The following is a 24,857-nucleotide window of genomic DNA, read 5'->3' on the forward strand; positions in this document are numbered from 1 at the left end:
TCCTAGGGTCGAATCAACTCCCTTGCAGCAGCTGCCGAGCCTGCGAGGCTGCGACCGGCTGCGTAGCAGTCGTAAATAATGTACGCACGGTTTTTCTGAATCACCGCGGCGTATTATTTTACGACTGCTTCGCAGCCGGACGCAGCCTCGCAAGCTCGGCAGCTGCTACAAGTCAAGTGCGGACCGGTCCTACAGGTCAAGCACCAAAGGCTGCGCGCCCTGTGCCGGAATCGCACAACAAATCAGGACATGTCCGTCGTCCGGTACTTCCGCTGGAGGCTGTGGATAATTCACCTGGCCGCTGATCAAGCGCGTTTTACAGGTCCCACAAGAACCGCCCCGGCAACTGAACTCCGGGCGTAAACCCCGGCTTTCCGCCAACTCCAGCAAACTGCCGCCGTCGGGTTGCCAGCGAGCTTCCTTGGCCGAGCGCTCGAATACCACCGGCACAGACGTGGTGGCCGCCGGAGGTTGCTCGATGACCACCGCATCGGAATCAGGCTGGCGATGCAAGGTAGATGGGCCGAAGGTTTCAGCGTGAATCCTTGAGTCATGAATGTCCAGGCTCCGTAGGCTGTCGTACAGCCCTTGGGTAAAGCTGCCTGGGCCACAGAGAACAAAATCCAGCTGATCGTAGTCCTCGACATCAACAATGGTCTTGAGCAATTCGGTGTCGATGCGTCCGGTCAGGTCGAAATCTTCGCCCTCCAACACCCCGGGCTCCGGCTGACTGAGCAAACGCAGCACTCTCACTGCGCCACCAGCGCCCTCGATCAGGCGATTCAGTTCAGGACGAAAGGCTTGATCGGCCAGCGTTCGCGAACTCTGGAAAAACCAGGTCGGCCGAATGGACCGAGTGCGCAAGCCTTGATACACCACCTCCCGCACCATCGACAGCAGCGGCGTAATGCCGACCCCGGCCGACAACAACACCAGCGGTCGACGTTCATGGGGCGCCACGGTGAAGTGCCCTTGAGGTGCGCGGGCCTCCAACAGATCACCCACGCGAATCTGTTCATGCAGGTGCGAAGACACCAACCCCTCGCGCTTCACACTGATACGGAAAAAATCATCCGACGGCGCACTCGACAGGCTGTAAGTGCGGATATGTACCTCACCGCCAATATTGAACCGCAATGGCAAATGCTGCCCGGCCTGAAATACCGGCAACCCGGCGCCATCGGCCGGCTCCAGATAGATCGAGCGGATGTTGTGGCTTTCGGCTTCGATGCGCACCACACGCAGTGGTCGCCAACGATCACCCAATGCCTGGGCTTGCAGACGAGCGTTGGCCTGCTGCCACGTCCCGGTCAGCAAACTGGTGGGCGACACTCCATCAAAGCGCCAGCGCAGAGCCAGTGCCGCCGGTCGACGAACCACCTGCTCCACGTCGAATGTCCACAGGCGCTCAGCCCCTTGAAACGCTTCGACTTGCGGGCCTTCAAGAATGACGTCGGTGCGGCCACTGAGGTGCAGCAAGTCTCCCGAATTGAAATCGATAAACAGCAGGCCGGCTCGGGGATTGAGCAGCAGGTTGCCCAGCGTGTTGAAAAACAGGTTGCCAGCGAAATCCGGAATGGTCAGGCGATTGCCTTCTACTTGAACAAAACCGGCCTGCCCGCCACGGTGAGAAACATCCACCGAACGTTGGCCATCGACGTCTACATAGCTGGCGACAAAGAAAGTATCGGCGAACGCGATCATGGCTTTGGCCGAATCATCCAGCTCATTCAGGTGTTGGGCAATGCGAGTCGACGGGTCAGCCAACGGCACTGAGCGGAACTGGCGCAATTGAATGTACTGCGGGCAATTACCGTAGGACTGTTCCACCGCCACACCGAAGCCACCCGCCGTCACTGCACCGACCCGACCATTGATGCGGTTGCGGCGCCGGGTGTGAAGCTCGATGCCCAGCAGGCCGATCGCCGCGCCATCGGTCAATTGCGCAGGATCGTCCGCGCCAGGCAGGCTGTTGAACTGCAGCAGACCCGGTTCGGGCGAGTGAGCAAAGCCCGGCGACCCTTCAAGAATGCTCGCCCATGGACTGCCATCGGCATCCACAGCGCCATAGAGCATGAACGGCAGTTGCTGATAGAACGACCGGTGCTGATCCGGCATTTCGCTACGAACCACCCTACGACCCAGCACCTCCATTCGCTCAGCAACGCCCACATGTGCCTGCAACTGTTTCTCACCCGCGTGCCACGGTGAACGATCCATCACGGCTTCTCCCCGCGCCGATGGCGCAGTGTGAACGGCCCGATAGAATCGGGCTGTCATTATCAGGCTGTTTTTTGCAGGCCAGCCACGGTGCGCGGCATGCCGACAAACCCTGGCAAGGCTTCAATGCGCGCCAGCCACGCTTGAATGTTGGCGTAGTCCTCAAGCGACACATTGCCTTCTGGTGCATGGGCGATGTAGCTGTAGGCCGCGACGTCGGCGATGGTCGGTTCGCTGCCGGCCAGATAAGCCGAATTGGCCAGTTCCTGATCGATCAATTTGAGCCAGACGTGGGCGTAAGCGATCACCTCTTCAGCGTTATAAGGTGCGCCAAACACCGTGATCAGCCTCGCCCGGCCTGGACCAAAGGCAATGGGGCCGGCGGCAACAGACAACCACCGCTGAACCTTCGCCGCGCCCACCGGGTCGGTTGGCAGCCAGCGACCGTTACCGTATTTTTGCGCCAGATACACCAGAATCGCGTTGGAATCGGCCAGCACCATGCCTTGATCATCAATGGCCGGAACCTGTCCGAACGGATTCACCGCAAGGAAATCCGGCTGTTTGTGCGCGCCTTTGGCCAGGTCGACAAAAATCAGTTCGGTCGGCAGCTGCAGCAAAGACAGCATCAGCTCCACACGATGAGCATGGCCAGAACGTGGGAAGTTGTAGAGTTTGATCGCTTGCATGGTCGACTCCGCTGGGGGTGGCGCCGTTCAAGAGGGAGCGGCGCCGATGAGGGCTATCATCCACCCATCCCCAAAACAACAGAATGACCAGTAAACGCAATCCATTATTTCAACCAGCGCAATAACCCGGCAGCGCTACAAATCTGGATGTTCCCGCAGCGCATTCACCGCGAAGTCCACAAAGCTGCGAACCCGCGCCGGGGCCTTGCGCCCGCCCTGATACACCACATGGATGGGCAATGGCGGCAATTCGAAGTCAGCCAGGATGATTTCTAACTCGCCAGTCGCGACTTTTTTTGCCACCTGATAAGACAGGACCCGGGTGAACCCCAGCCCCATGCACGCCGCGGTAATGGCGGCTTGATTCGCTGTCAGCACCAGTCGCGGCTCAGTACGAACGCCCAGTGGCTCGCCCGATTCAAGAAAAGGCCAGGTTTTCAACTGACCGATGGAAGATGTCGCAATAATCGGCGCCTGCGCCAGGTCCTGCGGATGCCGAGGCCGCCCATGGGCCGCCAGAAACCCCGGCGATCCAACGACGACCCGCCGCACTTCACCGACATGAATCGCATGCTGATTGCTATCGGGCAGCTCACCGATGCGCACCGCTACATCAATGCCCTCCTCGACCATGCTCACCACTCGGTCGACCAATAGCCCGTTGATGCAAACCTCAGGAAATTGAGTCAGGTAACTCACCATCAACGGTGTGACGAACAATTCGCCAAACAATACTGGTGCGGTGACCGTCAGTTGCCCACGAGGATGAGCGTGGCTGCCTGCGGCCGAATCCTCCGCTTCCTGCACCTCAGAAAGAATCCGCCGACAGTCTTCAAGATAACGCTGACCCGCTTCGCTCAAATGCACGCTGCGGGTAGTGCGCGTCAGCAACTGGGTGCCAATGCGTTTCTCCAACGCCGCCACCGCCCGAGTGACACTGGCCGCCGACATGCCTAAACGCCGCGCCGCCGCCGAAAAACCCTGCTCTTGGGCGACGGCAGCGAATACCTGCATTTCCTGGAAGCGGTCCATGGGCCATGTCCTCATTTGAAATCAAAAGATCGCAGCCTGCGGCAGCTCCTACAGGTGAACGTCGATCCCTGTAGGAGCTGCCGCAGGCTGCGATCTTTTAGGCTACCTGTGGATAACTTATTCCACCGTCACCGACTTCGCCAGATTACGCGGCTGGTCGACGTCAGTGCCTTTCAACACGGCGACGTAGTACGAGAGCAGTTGCAGCGGGATGGTGTAGAGAATCGGCGACAGGATGTCGTGGATGTGCGGCATGTTCACAACATGTGTGCCTTCACCGTTGGTCATGCCGGCTTGTTCATCGGCGAAGACGACCAGCTGACCGCCACGGGCGCGGACTTCCTGGAGGTTGGACTTCAACTTCTCCAACAGTTCGTTGTTCGGCGCCACGGTCACCACTGGCATGTCGTTATCCACAAGTGCCAATGGACCGTGCTTCAACTCGCCAGCCGGATAAGCTTCGGCGTGGATGTAGGAGATTTCCTTGAGCTTGAGCGCGCCTTCCATTGCCACCGGGAATTGCGCGCCACGACCGAGGAACAAGGTGTGGTTCTTCTCGGCGAACAGTTCCGCGATTTTCTCGACGGTGCCGTCCATCGCCAAGGCTTCACCCAGGCGGGTTGGCAGGCGACGCAATTCCTCGACCAGCGTGGCTTCGATGCCTTTGGCCAACGTACCGCGAACCTGGCCCAGGGACAGGGTCAGCAACAGGAGGCCGACCAGTTGCGTGGTGAACGCTTTGGTCGAGGCCACGCCGATTTCGCGACCGGCCTGGGTCAGCAGGGTCAGGTCGGACTCACGCACCAGCGAGCTGATGCCGACGTTGCAGACTGCCAGGCTGGCGAGGAAGCCCAGTTCTTTGGCATTGCGCAACGCAGCCAGGGTATCGGCGGTTTCGCCCGACTGGGAAATGGTCACGAACAGGGTGTCGGGCTGCACCACCACTTTGCGGTAGCGGAATTCGCTGGCGACTTCGACCTGGCAAGGGATGCCAGCCAACTCTTCGAGCCAGTAACGGGCGACCATGCCAGCGTGGTAACTGGTGCCACACGCAACGATCTGCACATTGCGCACCTTGGCAAACAGCTCCGCAGCCTGTGGACCGAAGGCCTGCACCAACACGCCGTTCGCGCTCAGGCGACCTTCCAGGGTGCGCTGCACAACCGCAGGTTGCTCGTGGATTTCCTTGAGCATGAAGTGGCGGAATTCGCCCTTGTCGGCGGCTTCGGCACCGTCGCGGTACTGCACCGCTTCACGTTCAACACTCTTACCGTGCACGTCCCAGATCTGCACGCTGTCGCGGCGAATTTCGGCGATATCGCCTTCTTCCAGGTACATGAAACGGTCCGTGACCTGACGCAGCGCCAGCTGGTCGGAAGCCAGGAAATTTTCCCCCAGGCCCAGGCCGATCACCAGCGGGCTGCCACTGCGGGCGGCGACCAGGCGATCCGGTTGCCGGGCACTGATCACGGCCAAACCGTAAGCACCGTGCAGTTCTTTAACGGTAGCCTTGAGGGCCACGGTCAAATCATGCAGGTCCTTGAGTTTGTGGTTCAACAGGTGGGCGATCACTTCAGTGTCGGTATCTGACGTGAACACGTAACCCAGGGCTTGCAGTTGTGCGCGCAGGGCTTCGTGGTTCTCGATGATGCCGTTGTGCACCACCGCCAGATCTCCGGAGAAATGCGGGTGAGCGTTACGCTCACACGGCGCGCCGTGAGTGGCCCAGCGGGTGTGGGCGATACCGAGGCGCCCGACCAACGGCTCGGCAGCGAGCGCCAGTTCCAGCTCGCTGACCTTGCCCGGACGACGCACGCGTTCAAGCTTTTCATCGTTGGTGAAAACCGCCACGCCGGCGCTGTCGTAACCACGGTATTCCAGGCGCTTCAGGCCCTCGAGCAGGATGGCGGTGATGTTACGTTCTGCGACCGCGCCAACAATTCCACACATGCTATTTCTCCTGACTGACAGCCGCGCAAATCAACGTGATTCCGCGGGCCTGAATCTGATCCCGTGCCTCGAGCGGCAGGCGATCATCGGTAATAAGGGTATGGACGCTGCTCCATGGCAGCTCCAGGTTGGGAATCTTGCGGCCGATCTTGTCAGCCTCCACCATCACGACGACTTCACGGGCGACTTCAGCCATGACCCGGCTGAGTCCCAGCAATTCGTTGAAGGTGGTTGTGCCGCGCACCAGGTCGATACCATCGGCGCCGATGAACAACTGGTCAAAGTCGTAAGAGCGTAGTACCTGCTCGGCCACCTGCCCTTGAAAGGACTCGGAGTGCGGATCCCAGGTACCGCCGGTCATCAACAGGACAGGCTCGTGTTCGAGTTCGCTCAAGGCGTTGGCGACATGAAGGGAATTGGTCATCACTACCAGACCCGGTTGTTGGACGAGTTCAGGAATCATCGCCGCGGTCGTGCTGCCGCTGTCGATGATGATCCGCGCATGTTCACGAATCCGCGTGACGGCGGCGCGAGCGATGGCTTGCTTATATTTGGAGACCGGTTGACCGAGGTCGGCTACCAGTTCCTGCGGCAGGGTGATCGCGCCACCATAGCGACGCAGCAGCAAGCCGTTGCTTTCGAGTGCGGCCAGATCCTTGCGAATGGTGACTTCCGACGTTTCGAAGTGCTTTGCCAGCTCATCCACACTCACTTCGCCCTGCTCAGTGAGCAAAGCGAGGATATTGTGACGTCGTTGGGGTGTATTGCGTTTCGACATGGCTAGGTATGTTTCGATTCGAAAGATAACGAAAGCAATAAAACCCTATTGTCGAAACTTCGTCAAGAAAAAGATCGCAGCCTACGGCAGCTTCTACAGCGAATTCTGTAGGAGTTGCCGAAGGCTGCGATCTTTTGATCTTGGACGCTGTGGATAACTCAGGTCTTTTTGATCTTCGCCGGCCGCTTCCAGCCGTCGATGTTCTTCTGACGCGCACGGCCAACAGCCAATTGTGCGTTATCCACATTCTGGGTAATCGTCGATCCGGCCGCTGTAGTTGCGCCGTTAGAGATATCCACAGGCGCTACCAACGAATTATTGGAGCCGATGAACACATCTTCACCCAGCACGGTTTTCCACTTGTTGGCGCCATCGTAATTGCAGGTGATGGTGCCGGCACCGATGTTGGTCCGTGCACCGACCTCGGCATCGCCAAGGTAAGTCAGATGGCCGGCCTTGGCGCCTTCGCCCAAATGAGCATTTTTCAATTCAACGAAGTTACCCACATGGGCGCGAGCCTCCAACACAGTCCCCGGACGCAAACGCGCGAATGGGCCTGCATCGCTGCCTTCACCGAGTATCGCGCCTTCGATGTGGCTGTTGGCCTTGATTACCACGCCTTTACGCAGGGTGCTGTCCTTGATCACGCAGTTCGGACCGATCACCACGTCATCTTCGATGACAACTTTGCCTTCGAGGATCACGTTGATGTCGATCAGTACATCACGACCGGCGGTGACTTCACCGCGAACATCAAAACGGGCCGGGTCACGCAAGGTCACGCCCTGAGCCATCAAACGACGGCCGGCGCGCAATTGGTAGTGACGCTCAAGCTCGGCCAGTTGTTTGCGGTCATTGGCGCCTTGCACTTCCATGGCGTCGTGAGGCTGCTCGGTCGCAACCACCAAGCCATCGCTGACCGCCATGGCGATCACATCGGTCAGGTAATACTCGCCTTGGGCATTGTGATTGGACAGTCGACTCATCCAGCCGGCCAGTCCTTCAACAGGCATCGCCAAGATACCGGTGTTGCCCTCGGTGATGGCGCGCTCGGTTTCGTTGGCGTCTTTTTGCTCAACGATAGCGGTCACTTTGCCAGAGGCATCACGGACGATACGGCCGTAGCCGGTCGGGTCATCCAGTTCAACGGTAAGCAGTCCCAATTGTCGCGGCGCCACTTTTTTGAGCAGACGTTGCAAGGTTTCCACTTCAATCAAAGGCACGTCACCGTAGAGAATCAGCACGGTGTCGGACTTGATGAACGGAACGGCCTGCGCTACCGCATGACCGGTCCCCAGTTGTTTGTCCTGCAGGACGAAATTCAGATCATCGGCCGCCAGACGCTCACGCACTGTCTGCGCACCATGTCCAATCACCACGTGGATGCGTTGTGGATCAAGTTGCCGGGCGCTGTGGATAACATGGCCGAGCATCGAGTTGCCGGCAATCGGGTGCAGCACTTTCGGCAACGCCGAACGCATGCGTGTGCCTTGGCCAGCAGCGAGAATAACGATTTCAAGAGACATGACAGGCTACCAATCCTGGATGGTCAACGGCTGCGACCAAGGTTATAAACGTCGGAAAAGAAAAAAGGGTAGCCGAGGCTACCCTTTTTAATCAATCGCGCAACAAGCGGCCTGTTAGTGACCAAACTTCTTGCGGATCGCCTGGACGGTGCGCAGCTGAGCTGCAGCTTCGGCCAGACGTGCAGCAGCAGAACCGTAATCGAATTCTGCGCCACGTTCATGCAAGGCCTTCTCGGCAGCCTTAACGGCTTCCTGAGCGGAGGCTTCATCCAGGTCGGCAGCACGTTGCACGGTGTCGGCAAGAACCTTGACCATGTTCGGCTGAACCTCGAGGAAACCACCGGAGATGTAAAACACCTCCTCTACCCCGCCCTGCTTGACCAGGCGGATCGGACCCGGCTTGAGATTAGTGATCAGCGGCGCGTGACCCAGGGCGATACCAAGATCACCCAGTGCACCGTGCGCAATCACCATCTCGACCAGGCCGGAAAAGATTTCCCCTTCCGCGCTGACGATATCGCAATGGACTGTCATAGCCATCTGATTGCCTCAACCTAAATTAGCGCCCGTTGCCGGGCGCCGGGATTACAGTTTCTTGGCTTTCTCGATCGCTTCTTCGATGCCGCCGACCATGTAGAACGCTTGTTCTGGCAGGTGGTCGTAGTCACCGTTGAGGATGCCTTTGAAGCCAGCAATGGTGTCTTTCAGGGAAACGTATTTACCCGAAGCACCGGTGAAGACTTCAGCCACGAAGAACGGCTGCGACAAGAAACGCTGGATCTTACGAGCACGGTTTACCAACTGCTTGTCGGTTTCCGACAGCTCGTCCATACCCAGGATCGCAATGATGTCCTTCAGTTCTTTGTAACGTTGCAGAACATACTGTACACCGCGAGCGGTGTCGTAGTGGTCCTGGCCGATCACGTTCGGGTCCAGTTGGCGCGAAGTCGAGTCGAGTGGATCGACCGCTGGGTAGATACCCAGGGAAGCGATGTCACGGGACAGAACGACGGTGGCGTCCAAGTGGGCAAAAGTGGTCGCTGGCGACGGGTCAGTCAAGTCATCCGCAGGTACGTATACCGCTTGGATCGAGGTGATCGAACCGTTTTTGGTCGAAGTGATACGCTCTTGCAGAGTACCCATCTCTTCGGCCAGGGTCGGCTGGTAACCTACTGCGGAAGGCATACGGCCCAGCAGTGCGGATACTTCAGTACCGGCCAGGGTGTAACGATAGATGTTGTCGACGAACAGCAGTACGTCGTTACCTTCGTCACGGAACTTCTCGGCCATGGTCAGGCCAGTCAGTGCTACGCGCAGACGGTTACCCGGCGGCTCGTTCATCTGACCGTAAACCAGTGCCACTTTGTCCAGGACGTTGGAATCCTTCATCTCGTGGTAGAAGTCGTTACCCTCACGAGTACGCTCACCCACACCGGCGAACACGGAATAACCGCTGTGTTCGATGGCGATGTTACGGATCAATTCCATCATGTTTACGGTTTTGCCTACACCGGCACCACCGAACAGACCGACTTTACCGCCCTTGGCGAACGGGCAAACCAGGTCGATAACCTTGATGCCGGTTTCCAGCAGGTCGTTGCCGCCCGCTTGTTCAGCGAAGGTTGGCGCAGGACGGTGAATGCCCCAGCGCTCTTCGGTGTCGATCGGGCCAGCTTCGTCGATCGGGTTGCCCAGAACGTCCATGATCCGGCCCAGAGTCGCTTTACCGACCGGTACGGAGATGGCTGCGCCAGAGTCAGTGACTTCCAGACCGCGCTTCAAGCCCTCGGTGGAACCCATCGCAATGGTACGAACCACGCCGTCGCCCAGCTGCTGCTGAACTTCCAGGGTGGTGCCTGCATCGCTTTTTACACTCAAAGCGTTGTAGATGCTCGGTACGCTGTCGCGTGGGAATTCCACGTCGATAACGGCGCCGATGATTTGAACGATACGTCCGCTACTCATAGCTGGATCCTCTGAATATTTGAACCGTTAAACCGCGGCAGCGCCGCCGACGATTTCCGAGATCTCTTGGGTGATCGCAGCCTGACGCGCCTTGTTGTAGACCAGCTGCAAATCGCTGATCAAATCACCGGCGTTGTCGGTAGCGTTCTTCATCGCGATCATCCGCGCAGCCTGTTCAGCCGCGTTGTTCTCGACCACCGCCTGGTAGACCTGCGACTCCACGTAGCGGACCATCAAGCCGTCAAGCAGCTCTTTGGCGTCCGGTTCGTACAGATAATCCCAGTGGTGCTTGAGTTCTTGATCCGGGGTTGCCACCAATGGAATCAACTGCTCCACGGTAGGCTGTTGCGTCATGGTGTTGATGAACTTGTTGGACACAACGCTCAGACGGTCGATACGGCCGTCCAGGTAGGCATCCAGCATCACCTTGACGCTGCCAATCAGATCATTGATCGACGGTTCTTCACCCAGGTGGCTGATAGCTGCTACGACGTTACCGCCGAAGTTGCGGAAGAAAGCCGCACCCTTGCTACCCACTACACACAGATCGATCTCGACGCCGTTTTCACGGTTTTTCGCCATGTCCTTGACCAAGGCCTTGAACAGGTTGGTGTTCAAGCCACCACACAGACCACGGTCACTGCTCACCACAACGTAACCGACGCGTTTTACTTCACGGTCGATCATGAATGGGTGGCGATATTCCGGGTTAGCGTTGGCCAAATGACCAATAACCTGGCGGATGCGCTCCGCATAAGGACGGCTAGCCGACATGCGCATTTGTGCCTTGCGCATTTTGCTGACCGCCACTTTTTCCATGGCGCTGGTAATCTTTTGCGTGCTTTTGATGCTCGCAATCTTACTGCGAATCTCTTTTGCGCCTGCCATGTAACACCTATCAGGTTAGCAAGCGGGAGCCTTGCGGCTCCCGCTGCGGCTTACCAGGTTTGGGTGGCCTTGAACTTCTCGATACCGGCTTTCATGCCAGCGTCGATTTCGTCATTGAAGTCACCCTTCACGTTGATCTTCGCCATCAAATCGGCGTGATCGCGGTTGAAGAAAGCAATCAGCGCTTGTTCGAAGCTGCCGATCTTGGCGATTTCAACGTCAGTCAGGAACCCACGCTCAGCGGCATACAGCGACAGCGCCATGTCAGCGATCGACATTGGTGCGTATTGCTTCTGCTTCATCAGCTCGGTAACGCGCTGACCATGCTCAAGTTGCTTACGGGTCGCTTCGTCCAGGTCAGAAGCGAACTGGGCGAATGCCGCCAGTTCACGGTACTGAGCCAGAGCGGTACGGATACCACCGGAGAGCTTCTTGATGATCTTGGTCTGAGCGGCACCACCCACACGGGATACCGAAACACCGGCGTTCACAGCAGGACGGATCCCGGAGTTGAACATGGCCGATTCCAGGAAGATCTGACCGTCGGTGATGGAAATCACGTTGGTCGGAACGAACGCGGAAACGTCGCCAGCCTGGGTTTCGATGATCGGCAGTGCGGTCAGGGAACCGGTTTTGCCGGTCACTGCGCCGTTGGTGAACTTCTCTACGTATTCTTCCGAAACGCGGGATGCGCGCTCCAGCAGACGGGAGTGGAGATAGAACACGTCGCCTGGGTAAGCTTCACGGCCTGGTGGACGGCGCAGCAGCAGGGAAATCTGGCGGTAAGCCACTGCTTGCTTGGACAGATCGTCATAAACGATCAGCGCGTCTTCACCGCGGTCGCGGAAGAATTCACCCATGGTGCAACCGGAGTACGGTGCCAGGAATTGCAGTGCTGCAGATTCCGAAGCGCTCGCTGCAACGACGATGGTGTTAGCCAGTGCGCCGTTTTCTTCCAGCTTGCGAACCACGTTGGCGATGGTCGATTGTTTCTGACCGATCGCTACGTAGACGCAGAAAATGCCGCTGTCTTTCTGATTGATGATCGCGTCGATCGCCAGAGCGGTTTTACCGATCTGACGGTCACCGATGATCAGCTCACGCTGGCCACGGCCGACAGGGATCATGGCATCGACAGCCTTGTAGCCAGTCTGTACAGGCTGGTCTACCGACTTACGCCAGATCACGCCTGGAGCAACTTTCTCGACCGCATCGGTCTCGGTGTTGTTCAGTGGACCTTTGCCGTCAACCGGATTACCCAGTGCGTCGACTACGCGACCCAGCAGTTCCTTACCCACCGGAACTTCGAGGATGCGGCCAGTGCACTTGGCGCTCATGCCTTCAGCCAGAGACTGGTAGGAGCCCAATACAACGGCACCTACGGAGTCTTGCTCCAGGTTGAGAGCCATACCGAAGACGCCGCCCGGAAACTCGATCATCTCGCCGTACATGACGTCGGCCAGACCGTGAATCCGCACGATACCGTCAGACACGCTGACGACAGTGCCTTCGTTACGGGCTTGGGAGGTCACATCGAGCTTGTCGATGCGGCCCTTGATAATTTCACTTATTTCGGAAGGATTGAGTTGCTGCATTGCTCTGCTGCCCCTTCAAACTCAAGATTTCAATGCTTCGGCAAGGTTCGCGAGTTTGCCGCGAACCGAGCCATCGATAACCAGGTCGCCGGCGCGGATGACAATGCCCCCAATAAGGGATTTGTCTTCCTCGACTTGCAGGCGCACTTCCCGGTTGAGTCGTGCACTGAGAACCTTGGCGAGTTTGTCTTGCTGTTCTTGGTTCAATGCAAAAGCACTGGTCACTTCAACGTCTACCGACTTCTCTTGTTCGGCCTTGTACAGGTCGAACAGAGCGGATATCTCCGGCAAAAGCGGGAGACGGTCGTTTTCGGCAACGACGTGAATGAAGTTCTGTGCCTTGGCATCAAACTTGTCGCCACACACGTCAATAAACGTGGTGGCCTTGTCTGCGCTCGTCAGTCGCGGGGCCTTGAGCACGCGCTGCATCGTGTCGTCTTGCGACACTGCTGCAGCCAGGCCGAGCATGGCTGACCAAGAGGCCAGTTGCTGGTGGGCCTGGGCGTGCTCGAAGGCTGCCTTAGCGTAAGGTCGGGCCAACGTGGTCAATTCTGCCATGATCGCCCTCGCTTAAATTTCAGCAGCCAGTTTGTTTACCAGCTCCGCGTGCGCGTTTTGATCGATTGTGGAACCCAGGATCTTCTCGGCGCCAGAGACTGCCAGGCTACCCAGTTGGGCACGCAGCGCGTCTTTGACACTGTTCAGTTCCTGCTCGATCTCGGCCTGAGCCTGAACCTTCACACGGTCAGCGTCGATACGGGCTTTTTCAACAGCCTCTTCAACGATCTGATTACCGCGTTTCTTGGCTTGCTCAATGATTTCAGCTGCCTGAGTTTTTGCTTCGCGCAGTTGTTGACCCGCTTTATCTTGGGCCAATTCCAGGTCGCGAGCTGCTCGGGCGGCAGCGTCCAGTCCATCCGCGATCTTCTTCTGACGTTCGTGCAAAGCCGCGATGACCGGAGGCCACACGAACTTCATGCAAAACAGTACAAAAATGAAGAACGCAACGGACTGGCCAATCAGGGTTGCATTAATGTTCACGCCAACACCTCGCTCGTTCGTTACACATCACACCAATTACTCGACGATTCGAGTAATTAGCCAGCGAGTTGACCAACGAATGGGTTCGCGAAAGTGAAGAACAGAGCGATACCAACACCGATCATGGTTACGGCGTCGAGCAGACCGGCAACGATGAACATTTTAACTTGCAGCATTGGAACCATTTCTGGCTGACGCGCTGCGCCTTCCAGGAACTTGCCGCCCAGCAGGCCGAAACCAATTGCGGTACCCAGTGCGCCCAGGCCGATCAACAGTGCAACAGCGATAGCGGTTAGACCAACTACAGTTTCCATCTTTCCTCCCGACTTTTACGTCGTATGGTTTAGGTTTTTTAGATTTTAAAGCGGTAAAACAAATCGTTTCATAGCCCTGTTCGGGCACCCACTCGTTTGACCGAGTGGGACATCAGACTAGTCGAGACTGGTCTTAATGGTTCTCTTCGTGCGCCATCGACAGGTAAACGATGGTCAGCATCATGAAGATAAACGCCTGCAGGGTGATGATCAGGATGTGGAACACAGCCCACGCCCACTGCAGAACTACGCCCAGGCCGCTAAGCCAGAGCAGACCACTGCCGAACATCACAGCAATCAGAATGAAGACCAGTTCGCCGGCGTACATGTTGCCGAACAGACGCAGTGCCAGCGAAATTGGCTTGGCGATCAGCGTCACGAACTCCAGCAGGAAGTTCACCGGAATCAGCAGGGCTTGAACGAAGATGTTCTTGCTGCCGAACGGGTGCAGGGTCAGTTCGCCGATGAAGCCGCCGATACCCTTGACCTTGATGCTGTAGAAAATGATCAACGCGAACACCGACAGGGCCATGCCCAGGGTAGCGTTCGGGTCAGTGGTCGATACGGCACGGAACGGAATGTGCGCATCACCGGAGACAAACATGGCCAAGTGAGGAATCCAGTCGACCGGGATCAGGTCGATGGCGTTCATCAGGAAGACCCAGACGAAGATGGTCAGTGCCAGCGGTGCAATCACCGGACTACGGCCATGGAAGCTGTCTTTCACGCTTCCATCGACGAATTCGACCAATACTTCAACGAAGTTCTGCAAAGCACCAGGTTGACCCGAAGTCGCCTTCTTTGCCGCCATGCGGAAAATCAGAACGAAGATCAGACCCAACGCGACCGACCAGCCGAGGGTATCGACGTGGAAAGCCCAGAAGCCCATTTCTTTGGCCTCTGCTGCGGTGTGAGCAAAGCCCCATCCGCCGTTAGGAAGATGCCCGAAGGTCAGGTTCTGCAAGTGGTGCTGGATATAGCCCGAAGCGGTTGTTTCTGCCATGGTTGCCTCAAACGCCCTAAGGTCTCGAAAGTCTTGTTCTCATCAGCAGGGGCGAAAACCAGCTGACCAGTTGGGTCAACACGAAGACGCCGAATACAGCTAGCGGCGCCAATGGCTTCACACCTGCAAACGTCAATGCAAAGAGCACTGCCGTCAAAATCAGTTTGCCCGCCTCGCCGGCATAAAAAGACCGGACGATGGCTTGAGCTGCTCGGGCGCCGGAAAACCGAAATGCCCTGTGAGCGAAATAAACATTAGGCAGCAAGGCTATCAGGCCTCCGCAAAGTCCTGAGTACCCGGCAACGACTCCATGCCAGTACCAGAGCGCCAAAGCGGCCAGTACCAAAACGACAAATTGAGCCAGTAACACCGGAAAAACTGCCAGGCGATGGAACGGCAAGCGGTTTGGCGTGCGGCTCTCCATCGTTTTTGCTCCCCAATGATCGGCTGCCAGAATTCAATAACTTGGCATAATTTGTGCCGACAAAATGCGCGCAGAGTATAGGGGCGGTTCTGCCCCTATTCAACTGTCAGGTAGTGATTTCCGACTGCACGCTACATGAGGAAATGTTTCAGCGGATGTGTGCGAGCACACCTTGAAGCTCATCGAGCGAGTTATAGCCGATCACCAACTGCCCCTTCCCCTTTTTACCGTGGCGAATCTGCACCGCAGAGCCTAGGCGCTCGGCCAGACGCTGTTCGAGCCTTGCGATATCCGGGTCCGGCTTTACCGGTTCAGCAGGTGCCGGTTTACCACTCAACCACTGGCGAACCAGTGCTTCAGTTTGGCGCACCGTCAGCCCCCGTGCGACAACATGTCGCGCCCCTTCAACCTGTTGATTTTCCGGTAAACCCAGCAAAGCACGCGCATGACCCATTTCCAGATCGCCGTGGGAGAGCATGGTTTTGATAACTTCCGGCAACGCGATCAAGCGTAGCAGGTTGGCCACGGTTACGCGGGACTTGCCCACCGCTTCGGCCACTTGTTGCTGAGTCAGCTGGAATTCTTGCTGCAAACGCTGCAGCGCCACCGCTTCCTCAATCGGATTCAGATCTTCGCGCTGGATATTCTCGATCAGCGCCATGGCGATGGCGGTTTCATCCGGTACATCGCGAACCATCGCCGGGATGGTTTCCTGGCCAGCCTGCTGGCTGGCACGCCAGCGACGTTCGCCAGCGATGATTTCGAAGCGACCGCTGCCGATCGGGCGAACCACGATCGGCTGCATCACGCCCTGGGCCTTGATCGACTGCGCCAGTTCTTCCAGTGCTTGAGGATCCATGTCCCGGCGTGGCTGGTACTTGCCGCGCTGGATCAGGTCCAGGGGCAAGTGTTGCAGTTCACGCTGATCGGCTTGTACGGCTTGTTCTTCCAGCGAGCTGACAGTCGGACCGCTCAGCAGTGCATCCAGTCCACGTCCGAGACCTCGTTTCTTGACGGCCATGGGGATTCCTTAAGTTGCCTGAGCAGCGGCGGTGCGTGAGTTTTTGCGTTGACGGCGAACCATCTCGCCCGCCAATGCCAGATAGGCAATCGCGCCCCGCGAGGTTTTGTCGTAGGCCAATGCCGGCATGCCATAGCTTGGCGCTTCGGCCAGGCGAATGTTGCGTGGAATCACGGTGTCGTAGAGTTGCTCGCCGAAGTGCTCCTTGAGCTGCGCCGAAACATCGTTCATCAGGCTCAGTCGCGGGTCATACATGGTCCGCAACAGGCCTTCGACTTTCAGGTTCGGGTTCAGCAATTCGGCGATGCGCTTGATGTTATCCACAAGATCGCTCAAGCCTTCGAGCGCGAAGTACTCGCACTGCATGGGGATAATCACCCCATCGGCGGCGACCAATGCGTTCAGCGTCAACATCGACAGCGACGGCGGGCAGTCGATCAAAATGTAATCGTAGTTTTCACGGATCGGCGCCAACGCACTGCGCAGCCGACTTTCCTTCATCTGCATTTCCAGCAGGACCACTTCAGCCGCGGTCAAATCGCGGTTGGCCGGCAACAGCTGGTAACCACCATGCTCGGAGTAGTGCATGGCCTGGGCCAGATCGCATTCGCCGATCAGCAGGTCGTAGACCGAGTTTTCCAGCCCGTGTTTATCTACACCGCTACCCATGGTGGCGTTGCCCTGTGGATCGAGATCGATCAGCAGCACCCGACGCTTGGTGGCGACCAGGGAAGCTGCGAGGTTGATACAGGTGGTGGTTTTACCCACACCACCCTTTTGGTTCGCAATCGCGAATACCTTAGCCATTCTTGCTTGTGTTCCCAATCATGCCGTGCGGCGCAGTATCAGCAGATGGCGTTGGCCTTGGCAACCAGGTACGGCCAGGGCGTGTTCGCTATCGAGGTGGAAGTCTGCCGGCAATGCTACCAGCTCATCGGCCGGATGAACGCCCTTCATTGCCAACCAACGTGTATCGGCATCCCCCAGGTGGCGAGTCCAGTTGCTGAAGTTCTCCATGCTGCTGAACGCCCGGGAAATAATCCCGCTGAACGGCTCTGCAGGCTGGAAAGCTTCGACGCGGCTGTGGATAACTTGCAGGTTATCCAGTTTGAGTTCGAGTTTGACCTGGGTCAGGAAGCGGGTTTTCTTGCCGTTGCTGTCCAGGCAGGTCACTTGAGACTCTGGAAACAGGATCGCCAACGGAATACCGGGCATGCCGCCGCCACTGCCAACGTCCAGCCAGCGGCCGTTTTCCACAAACGACATCACGCTCAGACTATCGAGCAGGTGACGCGACACCATTTCGTCCGGATCGCGCACCGCGGTCAGGTTGTAAGCCTTGTTCCATTTGATCAACAGGGCCAGATAACCCAGCAACTGACCGTGCTGGGCTTCTGTCAGAGTGACACCGAGCTGGCGCGCACCTGTGGATAACTCTTCGGCGTGTTGCGAGGTGACCAACGAACTCAAGCGCTTTGCTCCAACTGACGGCCCGCGCCGCGTTTTTTCAAATGAATCATCAACAGCGAAATCGCTGCCGGCGTGACACCCGGAATGCGTGACGCCTGGCCCAAAGTCTCTGGGCGGGTCGCACCGAGCTTGCTCTGAATCTCTTTGGAGAGACCCGAAATGTTCGTGTAATCGATATCCACAGGCAGTTTTGTGTCTTCACTGGCCCGCAAACGCGCGATTTCATCTTGCTGACGATCGATGTAACCGGCGTACTTGGTCTTGATTTCGACCTGCTCGGCAACCTGTGGATCTTCTGCGCCCCCGCCGGTCACGGCGATCAGGCCAGCGTAGTCGATTTCCGGACGGCTCAGCAGGTTGAGCAAGTTGTATTCGTGGGTCAGCGGCGTACCGAATTTCTCTGAAATGGCATCGCCCTGCTGGGTGCCCGGGCGAACCCAGAAACTTTTCAGGCGTTGTTCTTCGAGGTCGATACTTTCGCGTTTCTTGCAGAAAGCCGCCCAACGCGCGTCATCGACCAGACCCAATTCGCGGCCTTTTTCGGTCAAGCGCAGGTCAGCGTTATCTTCTCGCAGGATCAAACGGTACTCGGCACGGGATGTGAACATCCGGTACGGCTCTTGAGTTCCGAGCGTAATCAGGTCGTCGACCAACACCCCGATGTAGGCTTCGTCGCGGCGTGGGCACCAGGCATCTTTGCCCTGTGCACGCAGTGCCGCGTTGGCCCCGGCCAGCAAACCCTGGGCGCCGGCCTCTTCGTAACCGGTAGTGCCGTTGATTTGTCCGGCGAAGAACAGGCCGCCAATGACTTTGGTTTCGAGGCTGTATTTCAGGTCGCGCGGATCGAAGTAGTCGTACTCGATGGCGTAGCCCGGGCGAACGATGTGCGCGTTTTCCATGCCGCGGATCGATTGCACGATCTGCAATTGCACGTCGAACGGCAGGGATGTGGATATCCCGTTCGGGTACAGCTCGTGAGTGGTCAGGCCTTCCGGTTCGATAAAGACCTGGTGGCTGTCCTTGTCGGCAAACCGGTGAATCTTGTCTTCGATCGACGGGCAATACCGTGGACCGATGCCTTCGATCAACCCTGCATCGGAATACATCGGCGAGCGATCAAGGTTGGCGGCAATGATTTCGTGGGTGCGGGCGTTCGTGTGGGTAATCCAGCAGCTGACCTGTTTCGGATGCTGCTCTTTGGAACCCATGAACGACATCACGGGAATCGGGGTATCGCCTGCCTGCTCGGTCATCACCGAGAAATCCACGGAACGCCCATCGATACGCGGCGGCGTACCGGTTTTCAGACGGCCCACCCGCAATGGCAATTCACGCAAACGGTGAGCCAGTGCGATAGAGGGCGGATCACCGGCGCGACCGCCGGAATAATTCTGCATTCCGATGTGGATAAGTCCACCGAGGAACGTACCAGTGGTCAACACCACTGAGTCTGCGAAGAAACGCAGGCCCATTTGGGTGACAACACCGCGCACTTGTTCCTGCTCGACGATCAGATCATCTGCCGCTTGCTGAAATATCCACAGGTTCGGCTGGTTTTCCAATGCTTCGCGGACAGCGGCCTTGTACAAAACCCGATCTGCCTGAGCACGAGTCGCTCGTACGGCCGGGCCTTTGCGGCTGTTCAACACGCGAAACTGGATACCACCTTTATCGGTCGCCATGGCCATCGCGCCGCCCAGGGCATCGATTTCCTTGACCAGATGGCTTTTGCCGATGCCGCCAATGGCGGGGTTGCAGCTCATGGCCCCGAGGGTTTCCACGTTATGCGTCAGCAACAGGGTTTTTGCCCCCATGCGTGCTGACGCCAGTGCTGCCTCGGTACCGGCATGACCGCCGCCGATGACGATCACTTCAAAACGGGAAGGGAAATCCACCACGCACCTCGTGCCTGCTTAAGTAGGTAATTCAGGAATAGTTTGAGCCCGGGTTTCTGGACCAGGTCGGCAAGTATAGGGACTTCGCCCTTCCTAAAGAACCCTTTGCACAAAATTTAACCAGCTGTGGAGAAGTCGGGGTTATAGAAATTAAAAAGAGAGAAATTTATTAAATCTTTGTTTTTATGTTTATTTCTACTGAGCCTGCTTTCTGTGGATAGATTGATGCAGGCCTTTAAATTCAATATGTACAGAGATTCAAAACCCTGTGGTCATGTGCCAATGAGGCCCTTGGATAACCAGTTTAAGCCTGTGGATGAAAGGGGTGGTTATCCACAGAGGCGGTTATCTTCAGTTTTCAGGCCCTGTTATCAACTGCCCTTAGCGGCAGTTATTCACAGGGCTTAATCCACAGAAAAATGCTCGTTGAGCAAATTTCGGGCGTAGAAAATCCGAGCAAGCAGTAAGAATCTGCTCGGCATTGGGGGGAATTTTAGAAAAGGAGGGGGGCAGACAGGCACGAATGGCCTGTCTGTGGACATCGTTTTGGATTATTTACCGATGCAGAAGCTGGAAAAGATTCGTCCAAGCAGGTCATCGGAGCTGAAGGCACCGGTGATTTCACCCAAAGAATGCTGAGCCTGACGTAGATCTTCGGCCAACAGTTCACCGGCCCCCGCCAAGGTCAATTGCGCACGGCCGTGCTCGAGGGACGCACTGGCATGTCGCAACGCTTCCAGGTGACGCCTGCGGGCACTGAAGCTGCTCTCCGAAGTCTGTTCGTAGCCCATGCAGCCCTTGAGATGGTCGCGCAGCAATTCCAGACCGGTGCCGGCAGACTTCGCACTGAGGCTGATGGTGACATGGCCATCGTCGCTGACTTCCAGGGCAATCGGCTCACCCGTGAGATCTGCCTTGTTACGGATCAGTGTGACTTTCGCGGGGTCCGGGCGAGTTTCCAGAAATTCCGGCCACAACGCGAACGGATCAAGCGCCTCGGGTGCGGTTGCATCGACCACCAACAACACACGATCAGCCTCGCCGATGGCTTTCAATGCCCTTTCAACGCCGATTTTCTCCACATGGTCATCGGTATCGCGAAGGCCTGCGGTGTCGACGACGTGCAGTGGCATCCCGTCAATGTGGATATGTTCACGAAGAATGTCCCGGGTCGTGCCGGCAATCTCGGTCACAATCGCCGCCTCTCGACCGGCCAAGGCATTCAGCAAGCTGGATTTGCCGGCATTTGGCCGACCGGCGATAACCACAGTCATGCCGTCTCGCAACAAGGCGCCCTGCCCGGCTTCCCGCAACACGGTGGATAACTCGTCGCGCACTTTATCGAGCATGCTCAACACATGGCCATCGGCGAGAAAGTCGATTTCTTCTTCCGGAAAGTCGATGGCCGCTTCGACATAGATCCGCAGCCCGATCAACTGCTCGGTGAGGTTATGTACACGCGCGGAGAATGCGCCCTGCAGGGAACGCAGTGCATTTCGTGCAGCCTGTGCAGAACTTGCCTCAATCAAATCAGCGATTGCCTCGGCCTGGGCAAGGTCGAGCTTGTCATTGAGGAAGGCGCGTTCGCTGAATTCCCCTGGCCGGGCGAGCCGACAGCCGAGCTCCAGGCAACGCTTGAGCAGCATATCCAACACGACCGGGCCGCCATGCCCCTGGAGTTCCAGCACATCTTCGCCGGTGAACGAGTTCGGCCCCGGGAAATAAAGCGCGATGCCTTGGTCCAGTACCTCATCGTGTTCACTGAGGAACGGGCCGTAATGGGCAAACCTTGGCTTGAGTTCACGACCGCTGAAGGCCTTGGCTGCGACGCTCGCCAACGGCCCGGAAATACGGACGATGCCCACACCGCCACGACCTTGAGCGGTGGCAACGGCGGCGATGGTTTCACGAGGAACGCTCATAAACCGGTATCCAGACAAAAGTGACAGATAGCAAAACGCCCCACTAGGGGGCGTTTTGAGTGGTTATCCACAGTGTAAATCAAGCGGCTGCTTTGGTAGCTCGTTCGATTTTACGAGTGATGTACCACTGTTGGGTGATGGACAGGCAGTTGTTCACAACCCAGTACAGCACCAGACCAGCCGGGAACCACAGGAAGAAGAAGGTGAAGATGATTGGCATCAGCTTCATCACCTTGGCCTGCATCGGGTCCGGAGGTGTCGGGTTCAGCTGCTGCTGGATGAACATGGTTGCGCCCATGATGATCGGCAGAATGAAGAACGGATCCTTGATCGACAGGTCAGTAATCCACAGCATGAACGGCGCTTGGCGCATTTCAACGCTTTCCAGCAGAACCCAGTACAGCGAAAGGAATACCGGCATCTGCACGAGGATTGGCAAGCAACCACCCAGCGGATTGATCTTCTCTTTCTTGTACAGCTCCATCATGGATTGCGACATTTTCTGCCGGTCGTCGCCATGTTGCTCTTTCAGCGCGGCCAGTTTCGGTGCCACTGCACGCATACGCGCCATGGATTTGTAGCTGGCTGCCGACAGAGGGAAGAAAAGCCCTTTGATCAGCATGGTCAGGAAGATGATCGACCAGCCCCAGTTACCAACAATCGCGTGGATGTGTTGCAGCAGCCAGAAGATTGGCTGGGCTATGAACCACAAGATGCCGTAGTCGACAGTCAGTTCCAGACCTGGGGACAACTCTTTCAGCACCGCCTGGCTTTTCGGACCGGCATACAGAACAGCGCTGACTTCGGCTTTAGCACCTGGAGCAACGGTCAATGCCGGAGCGGTGTAGCCGATGATGTAGTTGCCTTTGCTGTCTTTACGGGTCTGGACGACGTTGTTTTCGCCCTTCGCCGGAATCCACGCGGTCACGAAGTAGTGTTGCAACCAGGCAACCCAACCACCGTTGACGGTTTCTTTCAGCTGAGCCTTGTCCATGTCCTTCATCGACACTTTCTTGTACGGCTCGTTACTTGTCCACAGGGCGGCGCCCAGGTAAGTCGCGGTGCCGGTGGCAGTGCTGGAAGAAGGATCGGAGCTGGCGTCACGCTTCAATTGCGCAAACATCGCACCAGACCAAGGCTTGGCGCTTTCGTTATCGATCAAGTAAGAAACGGTTACGTCATACAGGCCGCGTTTCAGTGTGAAACGCTTGATGTAGTTGACGCCGTCCTTACTGAACTTCAGGTCCACGACCAATTGGTCCTGACCGTCAGCCAGTTGGTAGATCTTCTTCTCCGAGGAGTAAACCGGACGACCGGCAGGACTTGCGTCCGGACCGTCGGTGCCGATCAAACCGCTCTGAGCCAGATAAGTCCGCTCGTTGCCGTTATCGAACAGCTGGAAAGGGATTTCCGGATGGTCCTGGCGACGTGGATACAGCGGCAGCGTCAACTGGGCAACATCGCCACCTTGTGGATCGATGGCCAGGTTGAGCACATCCGTTTTGATCTGGATGAGGTCTTTGCTTGCAGCTACTGGCGTTTCAGCAGGTGCAGTTGCACTGGTGTCGCTTGCGGCGCGTGGAATGTCGTCACTGACAGAAGCATTATTGCCAGTCGCCGTGTCCGGTAGGCCCGGTGCGGTAGTACTGGAAGCAACATTCTGAGTCGGCAGGGCAGCCTGGCCATAGTCCTGGTTCCATTTAAGAACCATAACGTAGGACACGATTGCCAGGGCGACGATCAGGATCGTGCGTTTGATATCCATGATTACTCGGCCATCGAAGAAGAACGGGAGGTAGGGATAGATGGAACCGGGTCAAAACCACCGGGATTCCACGGATGACAGCGACCTAAACGACGAAAGGCCAGCCAGCCACCGCGCAGAAGGCCATGATTTTCTATGGCTTCATACGCGTAGCAGGAACAACTGGGGTAGAAACGACAGTGACTGGCCATCAGGGGACTAATGGCATAGCGATAAAACTGGATCGGAACGAGTGCCAGTTTACGCATCGGGACTGTCTACCCCTACAGTTTCGGCTTTGACTGCTGGTACTGGCGTGCTGCGTGCCAGACGCTTCCAGAGTTTGCCGAAATGCTGAATCAATTCGGGGTTTTCTACGTCACCCAAACCTTTGCGCGCGACGATAACGATGTCCCAGCCGACCAGTGAATCCTGGTGCAGACGGAACGATTCGCGCATCAGACGTTTGAGGCGATTGCGCTCGACGGAGAGCTTTACGCTCTTTTTCCCGATAACCAGCCCAAGACGGGGGTGATCAAGATCGTTGTTGCGCGCAAGGAGCAGGAGATTTTTCCCCGGAACCTTGCCGGTAGGGGAGTCAAAGACTGCCTTGAAATGCCGGGGAGTAAGCAGACGCTTTTCCCGACTGAAGTCCTGACTCACCTCCAGTGCCGGATTATCAAACTGCCAGACGCGCACGACCTTTGGCGCGACGACGCGACAGGACGGCACGACCGTTCTTGGTAGCCATGCGAGCACGGAAACCGTGGGTACGAGCGCGTTTGATAGTGCTTGGTTGGAAAGTACGTTTCATTGTCGTGTTACCTGGTTCGTCCACAACGGGCCGGAATGGCCCCCGTTTTAAGAGACCGGGGATTCTAGAGAAAGCAAGCCTCTAGGTCAATTTCCAACCAGCGTTTCCTTATAAATAGATCTCCAGGCGTTTTGTGCAGCATCGTCGTTCGTTAGATATAGAAATAAAGAAGGGAATTATTTAAAGCTTTTCTGTAAAGCTTATAAAAGCTAGGGAAGCGATCATCTGTGGATAACTACCTCAAGGCCTTGAAATACAAGCTGTACAGAGAATGACAACTACAGTGGAAAACGGTGGTAACCCTGTGCTGCGCTGTCGGATAAGCTGTGTGTGAAAGGCCTTGTTATCCACAGGCGAGTTATCCACCGAGTTTACCCCCCACTTGTGCAATGCCCTTAGACCCGGTTATCCACAGAGCTTATGCACAGACCATTGGTCGTCTTTTTTCCGTATAAAGCGTTGATTCTTCTTGGGTGGTGAACACGCTACGTGTGGATAAGTCGGCGTCTGGTCGCTACAATGGCCGCTTGTTTTTGCCTCACCGGCTTTCAACTTAGGGGATATCC

At 56.9% G+C, this 24,857-nt stretch carries 24 protein-coding genes; all 24 read right to left on the bottom strand.

Annotated elements, in window-relative coordinates; genetic code table 11:
* Positions 1-189: 189 nt before the first annotated feature.
* Positions 190-2,220 carry a 2Fe-2S iron-sulfur cluster-binding protein gene (locus ACA052_RS28780; protein ID WP_497647820.1) on the bottom strand — a complete coding sequence of 677 codons (2,031 nt, stop codon included), beginning with the start codon at positions 2,218-2,220 and terminating at the stop codon, positions 190-192.
* Positions 2,221-2,282: 62 nt separating this feature from the next.
* Entirely contained in the window at positions 2,283-2,909 is a 627-nt protein-coding gene (locus tag ACA052_RS28785; RefSeq protein ID WP_497647821.1) for a glutathione S-transferase family protein, read from the bottom strand.
* 135 nt (positions 2,910-3,044) lie between these two features.
* The gene (locus ACA052_RS28790) at positions 3,045-3,941 is read right to left on the bottom strand and encodes a LysR family transcriptional regulator (protein WP_497647822.1); all 897 of its coding nucleotides are present in this window, start codon (positions 3,939-3,941) and stop codon (positions 3,045-3,047) included.
* A 117-nt stretch (positions 3,942-4,058) separates the two neighbouring features.
* Positions 4,059-5,891, bottom strand: a complete 1,833-nt coding sequence (glmS, locus tag ACA052_RS28795) for a glutamine--fructose-6-phosphate transaminase (isomerizing) (protein WP_497647823.1) — start codon at positions 5,889-5,891, stop codon at positions 4,059-4,061.
* 1 nt (position 5,892) lies between these two features.
* On the bottom strand, positions 5,893-6,669 hold the full coding sequence (locus ACA052_RS28800) for a DeoR/GlpR family DNA-binding transcription regulator (RefSeq protein ID WP_497647824.1): 777 nt from the start codon (positions 6,667-6,669) through the stop codon (positions 5,893-5,895).
* 158 nt (positions 6,670-6,827) lie between these two features.
* Entirely contained in the window at positions 6,828-8,195 is a 1,368-nt protein-coding gene (glmU, locus tag ACA052_RS28805) for a bifunctional UDP-N-acetylglucosamine diphosphorylase/glucosamine-1-phosphate N-acetyltransferase GlmU (RefSeq protein ID WP_497647825.1), read from the bottom strand.
* Positions 8,196-8,309: 114 nt separating this feature from the next.
* Positions 8,310-8,735, bottom strand: coding sequence for a F0F1 ATP synthase subunit epsilon (locus ACA052_RS28810; protein ID WP_497647826.1), 426 nt, complete (start codon positions 8,733-8,735; stop codon positions 8,310-8,312).
* 45 nt (positions 8,736-8,780) lie between these two features.
* A complete protein-coding gene (atpD, locus tag ACA052_RS28815) occupies positions 8,781-10,160 on the bottom strand; it encodes a F0F1 ATP synthase subunit beta (protein ID WP_150630634.1) in 1,380 nt (459 codons plus the stop codon).
* A gap of 27 nt (positions 10,161-10,187) precedes the next feature.
* Positions 10,188-11,048, bottom strand: a complete 861-nt coding sequence (gene atpG / locus ACA052_RS28820; RefSeq protein WP_497647827.1) for a F0F1 ATP synthase subunit gamma — start codon at positions 11,046-11,048, stop codon at positions 10,188-10,190.
* A gap of 50 nt (positions 11,049-11,098) precedes the next feature.
* Positions 11,099-12,643, bottom strand: coding sequence for a F0F1 ATP synthase subunit alpha (gene atpA / locus ACA052_RS28825; protein WP_008007884.1), 1,545 nt, complete (start codon positions 12,641-12,643; stop codon positions 11,099-11,101).
* 21 nt (positions 12,644-12,664) lie between these two features.
* Positions 12,665-13,201, bottom strand: coding sequence for a F0F1 ATP synthase subunit delta (locus ACA052_RS28830; RefSeq protein ID WP_497647828.1), 537 nt, complete (start codon positions 13,199-13,201; stop codon positions 12,665-12,667).
* A 12-nt stretch (positions 13,202-13,213) separates the two neighbouring features.
* Complete coding sequence (locus tag ACA052_RS28835; RefSeq protein WP_223521375.1) at positions 13,214-13,684, bottom strand: F0F1 ATP synthase subunit B; 471 nt, start codon at positions 13,682-13,684, stop codon at positions 13,214-13,216.
* 56 nt (positions 13,685-13,740) lie between these two features.
* Positions 13,741-13,998, bottom strand: a complete 258-nt coding sequence (gene atpE / locus ACA052_RS28840) for a F0F1 ATP synthase subunit C (RefSeq protein ID WP_002555987.1) — start codon at positions 13,996-13,998, stop codon at positions 13,741-13,743.
* Positions 13,999-14,131: 133 nt separating this feature from the next.
* Entirely contained in the window at positions 14,132-15,001 is an 870-nt protein-coding gene (gene atpB, locus ACA052_RS28845) for a F0F1 ATP synthase subunit A (RefSeq protein WP_497647829.1), read from the bottom strand.
* 16 nt (positions 15,002-15,017) lie between these two features.
* Complete coding sequence (locus tag ACA052_RS28850; RefSeq protein WP_497647830.1) at positions 15,018-15,425, bottom strand: F0F1 ATP synthase subunit I; 408 nt, start codon at positions 15,423-15,425, stop codon at positions 15,018-15,020.
* Positions 15,426-15,573: 148 nt separating this feature from the next.
* Positions 15,574-16,446 carry a ParB/RepB/Spo0J family partition protein gene (locus ACA052_RS28855; RefSeq protein ID WP_497647831.1) on the bottom strand — a complete coding sequence of 291 codons (873 nt, stop codon included), beginning with the start codon at positions 16,444-16,446 and terminating at the stop codon, positions 15,574-15,576.
* A 9-nt stretch (positions 16,447-16,455) separates the two neighbouring features.
* Positions 16,456-17,253 carry a ParA family protein gene (locus ACA052_RS28860; protein WP_027926208.1) on the bottom strand — a complete coding sequence of 266 codons (798 nt, stop codon included), beginning with the start codon at positions 17,251-17,253 and terminating at the stop codon, positions 16,456-16,458.
* Between the two features lie 18 nt (positions 17,254-17,271).
* On the bottom strand, positions 17,272-17,916 hold the full coding sequence (rsmG, locus tag ACA052_RS28865; RefSeq protein WP_497647832.1) for a 16S rRNA (guanine(527)-N(7))-methyltransferase RsmG: 645 nt from the start codon (positions 17,914-17,916) through the stop codon (positions 17,272-17,274).
* A complete protein-coding gene (gene mnmG / locus ACA052_RS28870) occupies positions 17,913-19,811 on the bottom strand; it encodes a tRNA uridine-5-carboxymethylaminomethyl(34) synthesis enzyme MnmG (protein ID WP_497647833.1) in 1,899 nt (632 codons plus the stop codon). The genes rsmG and mnmG overlap by 4 nt, the downstream gene beginning before the upstream one ends.
* Before the next feature lie 551 nt (positions 19,812-20,362).
* Positions 20,363-21,733 carry a tRNA uridine-5-carboxymethylaminomethyl(34) synthesis GTPase MnmE gene (gene mnmE, locus ACA052_RS28875; protein WP_497647834.1) on the bottom strand — a complete coding sequence of 457 codons (1,371 nt, stop codon included), beginning with the start codon at positions 21,731-21,733 and terminating at the stop codon, positions 20,363-20,365.
* Between the two features lie 79 nt (positions 21,734-21,812).
* Complete coding sequence (gene yidC, locus ACA052_RS28880) at positions 21,813-23,498, bottom strand: membrane protein insertase YidC (protein ID WP_497647835.1); 1,686 nt, start codon at positions 23,496-23,498, stop codon at positions 21,813-21,815.
* A gap of 2 nt (positions 23,499-23,500) precedes the next feature.
* Complete coding sequence (yidD, locus tag ACA052_RS28885; protein WP_497647836.1) at positions 23,501-23,746, bottom strand: membrane protein insertion efficiency factor YidD; 246 nt, start codon at positions 23,744-23,746, stop codon at positions 23,501-23,503.
* Complete coding sequence (gene rnpA, locus ACA052_RS28890; RefSeq protein WP_201116479.1) at positions 23,739-24,140, bottom strand: ribonuclease P protein component; 402 nt, start codon at positions 24,138-24,140, stop codon at positions 23,739-23,741. The genes yidD and rnpA overlap by 8 nt, the downstream gene beginning before the upstream one ends.
* A 16-nt stretch (positions 24,141-24,156) precedes the next feature.
* Positions 24,157-24,291, bottom strand: a complete 135-nt coding sequence (gene rpmH, locus ACA052_RS28895) for a 50S ribosomal protein L34 (RefSeq protein ID WP_003213577.1) — start codon at positions 24,289-24,291, stop codon at positions 24,157-24,159.
* Positions 24,292-24,857: the final 566 nt, after the last annotated feature.

The sequence above is a fragment of the Pseudomonas sp. LBUM1644 genome, assembly GCF_059716195.1.

What these genes read in the sequence shown, in the direction of transcription:
- glmS (WP_497647823.1), bottom strand. Translation starts at nt 5,891, where the DNA reads ATGTGTGGAATTGTTGGCGCGGTCGCAGAACGTAACATCACCGCCATC.
- ACA052_RS28830 (WP_497647828.1), bottom strand. Translation starts at nt 13,201, where the DNA reads ATGGCAGAATTGACCACGTTGGCCCGACCTTACGCTAAGGCAGCCTTC.
- glmU (WP_497647825.1), bottom strand. Translation starts at nt 8,195, where the DNA reads ATGTCTCTTGAAATCGTTATTCTCGCTGCTGGCCAAGGCACACGCATG.
- atpG (WP_497647827.1), bottom strand. Translation starts at nt 11,048, where the DNA reads ATGGCAGGCGCAAAAGAGATTCGCAGTAAGATTGCGAGCATCAAAAGC.
- ACA052_RS28810 (WP_497647826.1), bottom strand. Translation starts at nt 8,735, where the DNA reads ATGGCTATGACAGTCCATTGCGATATCGTCAGCGCGGAAGGGGAAATC.
- atpE (WP_002555987.1), bottom strand. Translation starts at nt 13,998, where the DNA reads ATGGAAACTGTAGTTGGTCTAACCGCTATCGCTGTTGCACTGTTGATC.
- atpA (WP_008007884.1), bottom strand. Translation starts at nt 12,643, where the DNA reads ATGCAGCAACTCAATCCTTCCGAAATAAGTGAAATTATCAAGGGCCGC.
- mnmE (WP_497647834.1), bottom strand. Translation starts at nt 21,733, where the DNA reads ATGAGCGTTCCTCGTGAAACCATCGCCGCCGTTGCCACCGCTCAAGGT.
- ACA052_RS28850 (WP_497647830.1), bottom strand. Translation starts at nt 15,425, where the DNA reads ATGGAGAGCCGCACGCCAAACCGCTTGCCGTTCCATCGCCTGGCAGTT.
- yidD (WP_497647836.1), bottom strand. Translation starts at nt 23,746, where the DNA reads ATGCGTAAACTGGCACTCGTTCCGATCCAGTTTTATCGCTATGCCATT.
- rpmH (WP_003213577.1), bottom strand. Translation starts at nt 24,291, where the DNA reads ATGAAACGTACTTTCCAACCAAGCACTATCAAACGCGCTCGTACCCAC.
- atpB (WP_497647829.1), bottom strand. Translation starts at nt 15,001, where the DNA reads ATGGCAGAAACAACCGCTTCGGGCTATATCCAGCACCACTTGCAGAAC.
- ACA052_RS28855 (WP_497647831.1), bottom strand. Translation starts at nt 16,446, where the DNA reads ATGGCCGTCAAGAAACGAGGTCTCGGACGTGGACTGGATGCACTGCTG.
- ACA052_RS28790 (WP_497647822.1), bottom strand. Translation starts at nt 3,941, where the DNA reads ATGGACCGCTTCCAGGAAATGCAGGTATTCGCTGCCGTCGCCCAAGAG.
- ACA052_RS28860 (WP_027926208.1), bottom strand. Translation starts at nt 17,253, where the DNA reads ATGGCTAAGGTATTCGCGATTGCGAACCAAAAGGGTGGTGTGGGTAAA.
- atpD (WP_150630634.1), bottom strand. Translation starts at nt 10,160, where the DNA reads ATGAGTAGCGGACGTATCGTTCAAATCATCGGCGCCGTTATCGACGTG.
- yidC (WP_497647835.1), bottom strand. Translation starts at nt 23,498, where the DNA reads ATGGATATCAAACGCACGATCCTGATCGTCGCCCTGGCAATCGTGTCC.
- ACA052_RS28785 (WP_497647821.1), bottom strand. Translation starts at nt 2,909, where the DNA reads ATGCAAGCGATCAAACTCTACAACTTCCCACGTTCTGGCCATGCTCAT.
- ACA052_RS28780 (WP_497647820.1), bottom strand. Translation starts at nt 2,220, where the DNA reads ATGGATCGTTCACCGTGGCACGCGGGTGAGAAACAGTTGCAGGCACAT.
- ACA052_RS28800 (WP_497647824.1), bottom strand. Translation starts at nt 6,669, where the DNA reads ATGTCGAAACGCAATACACCCCAACGACGTCACAATATCCTCGCTTTG.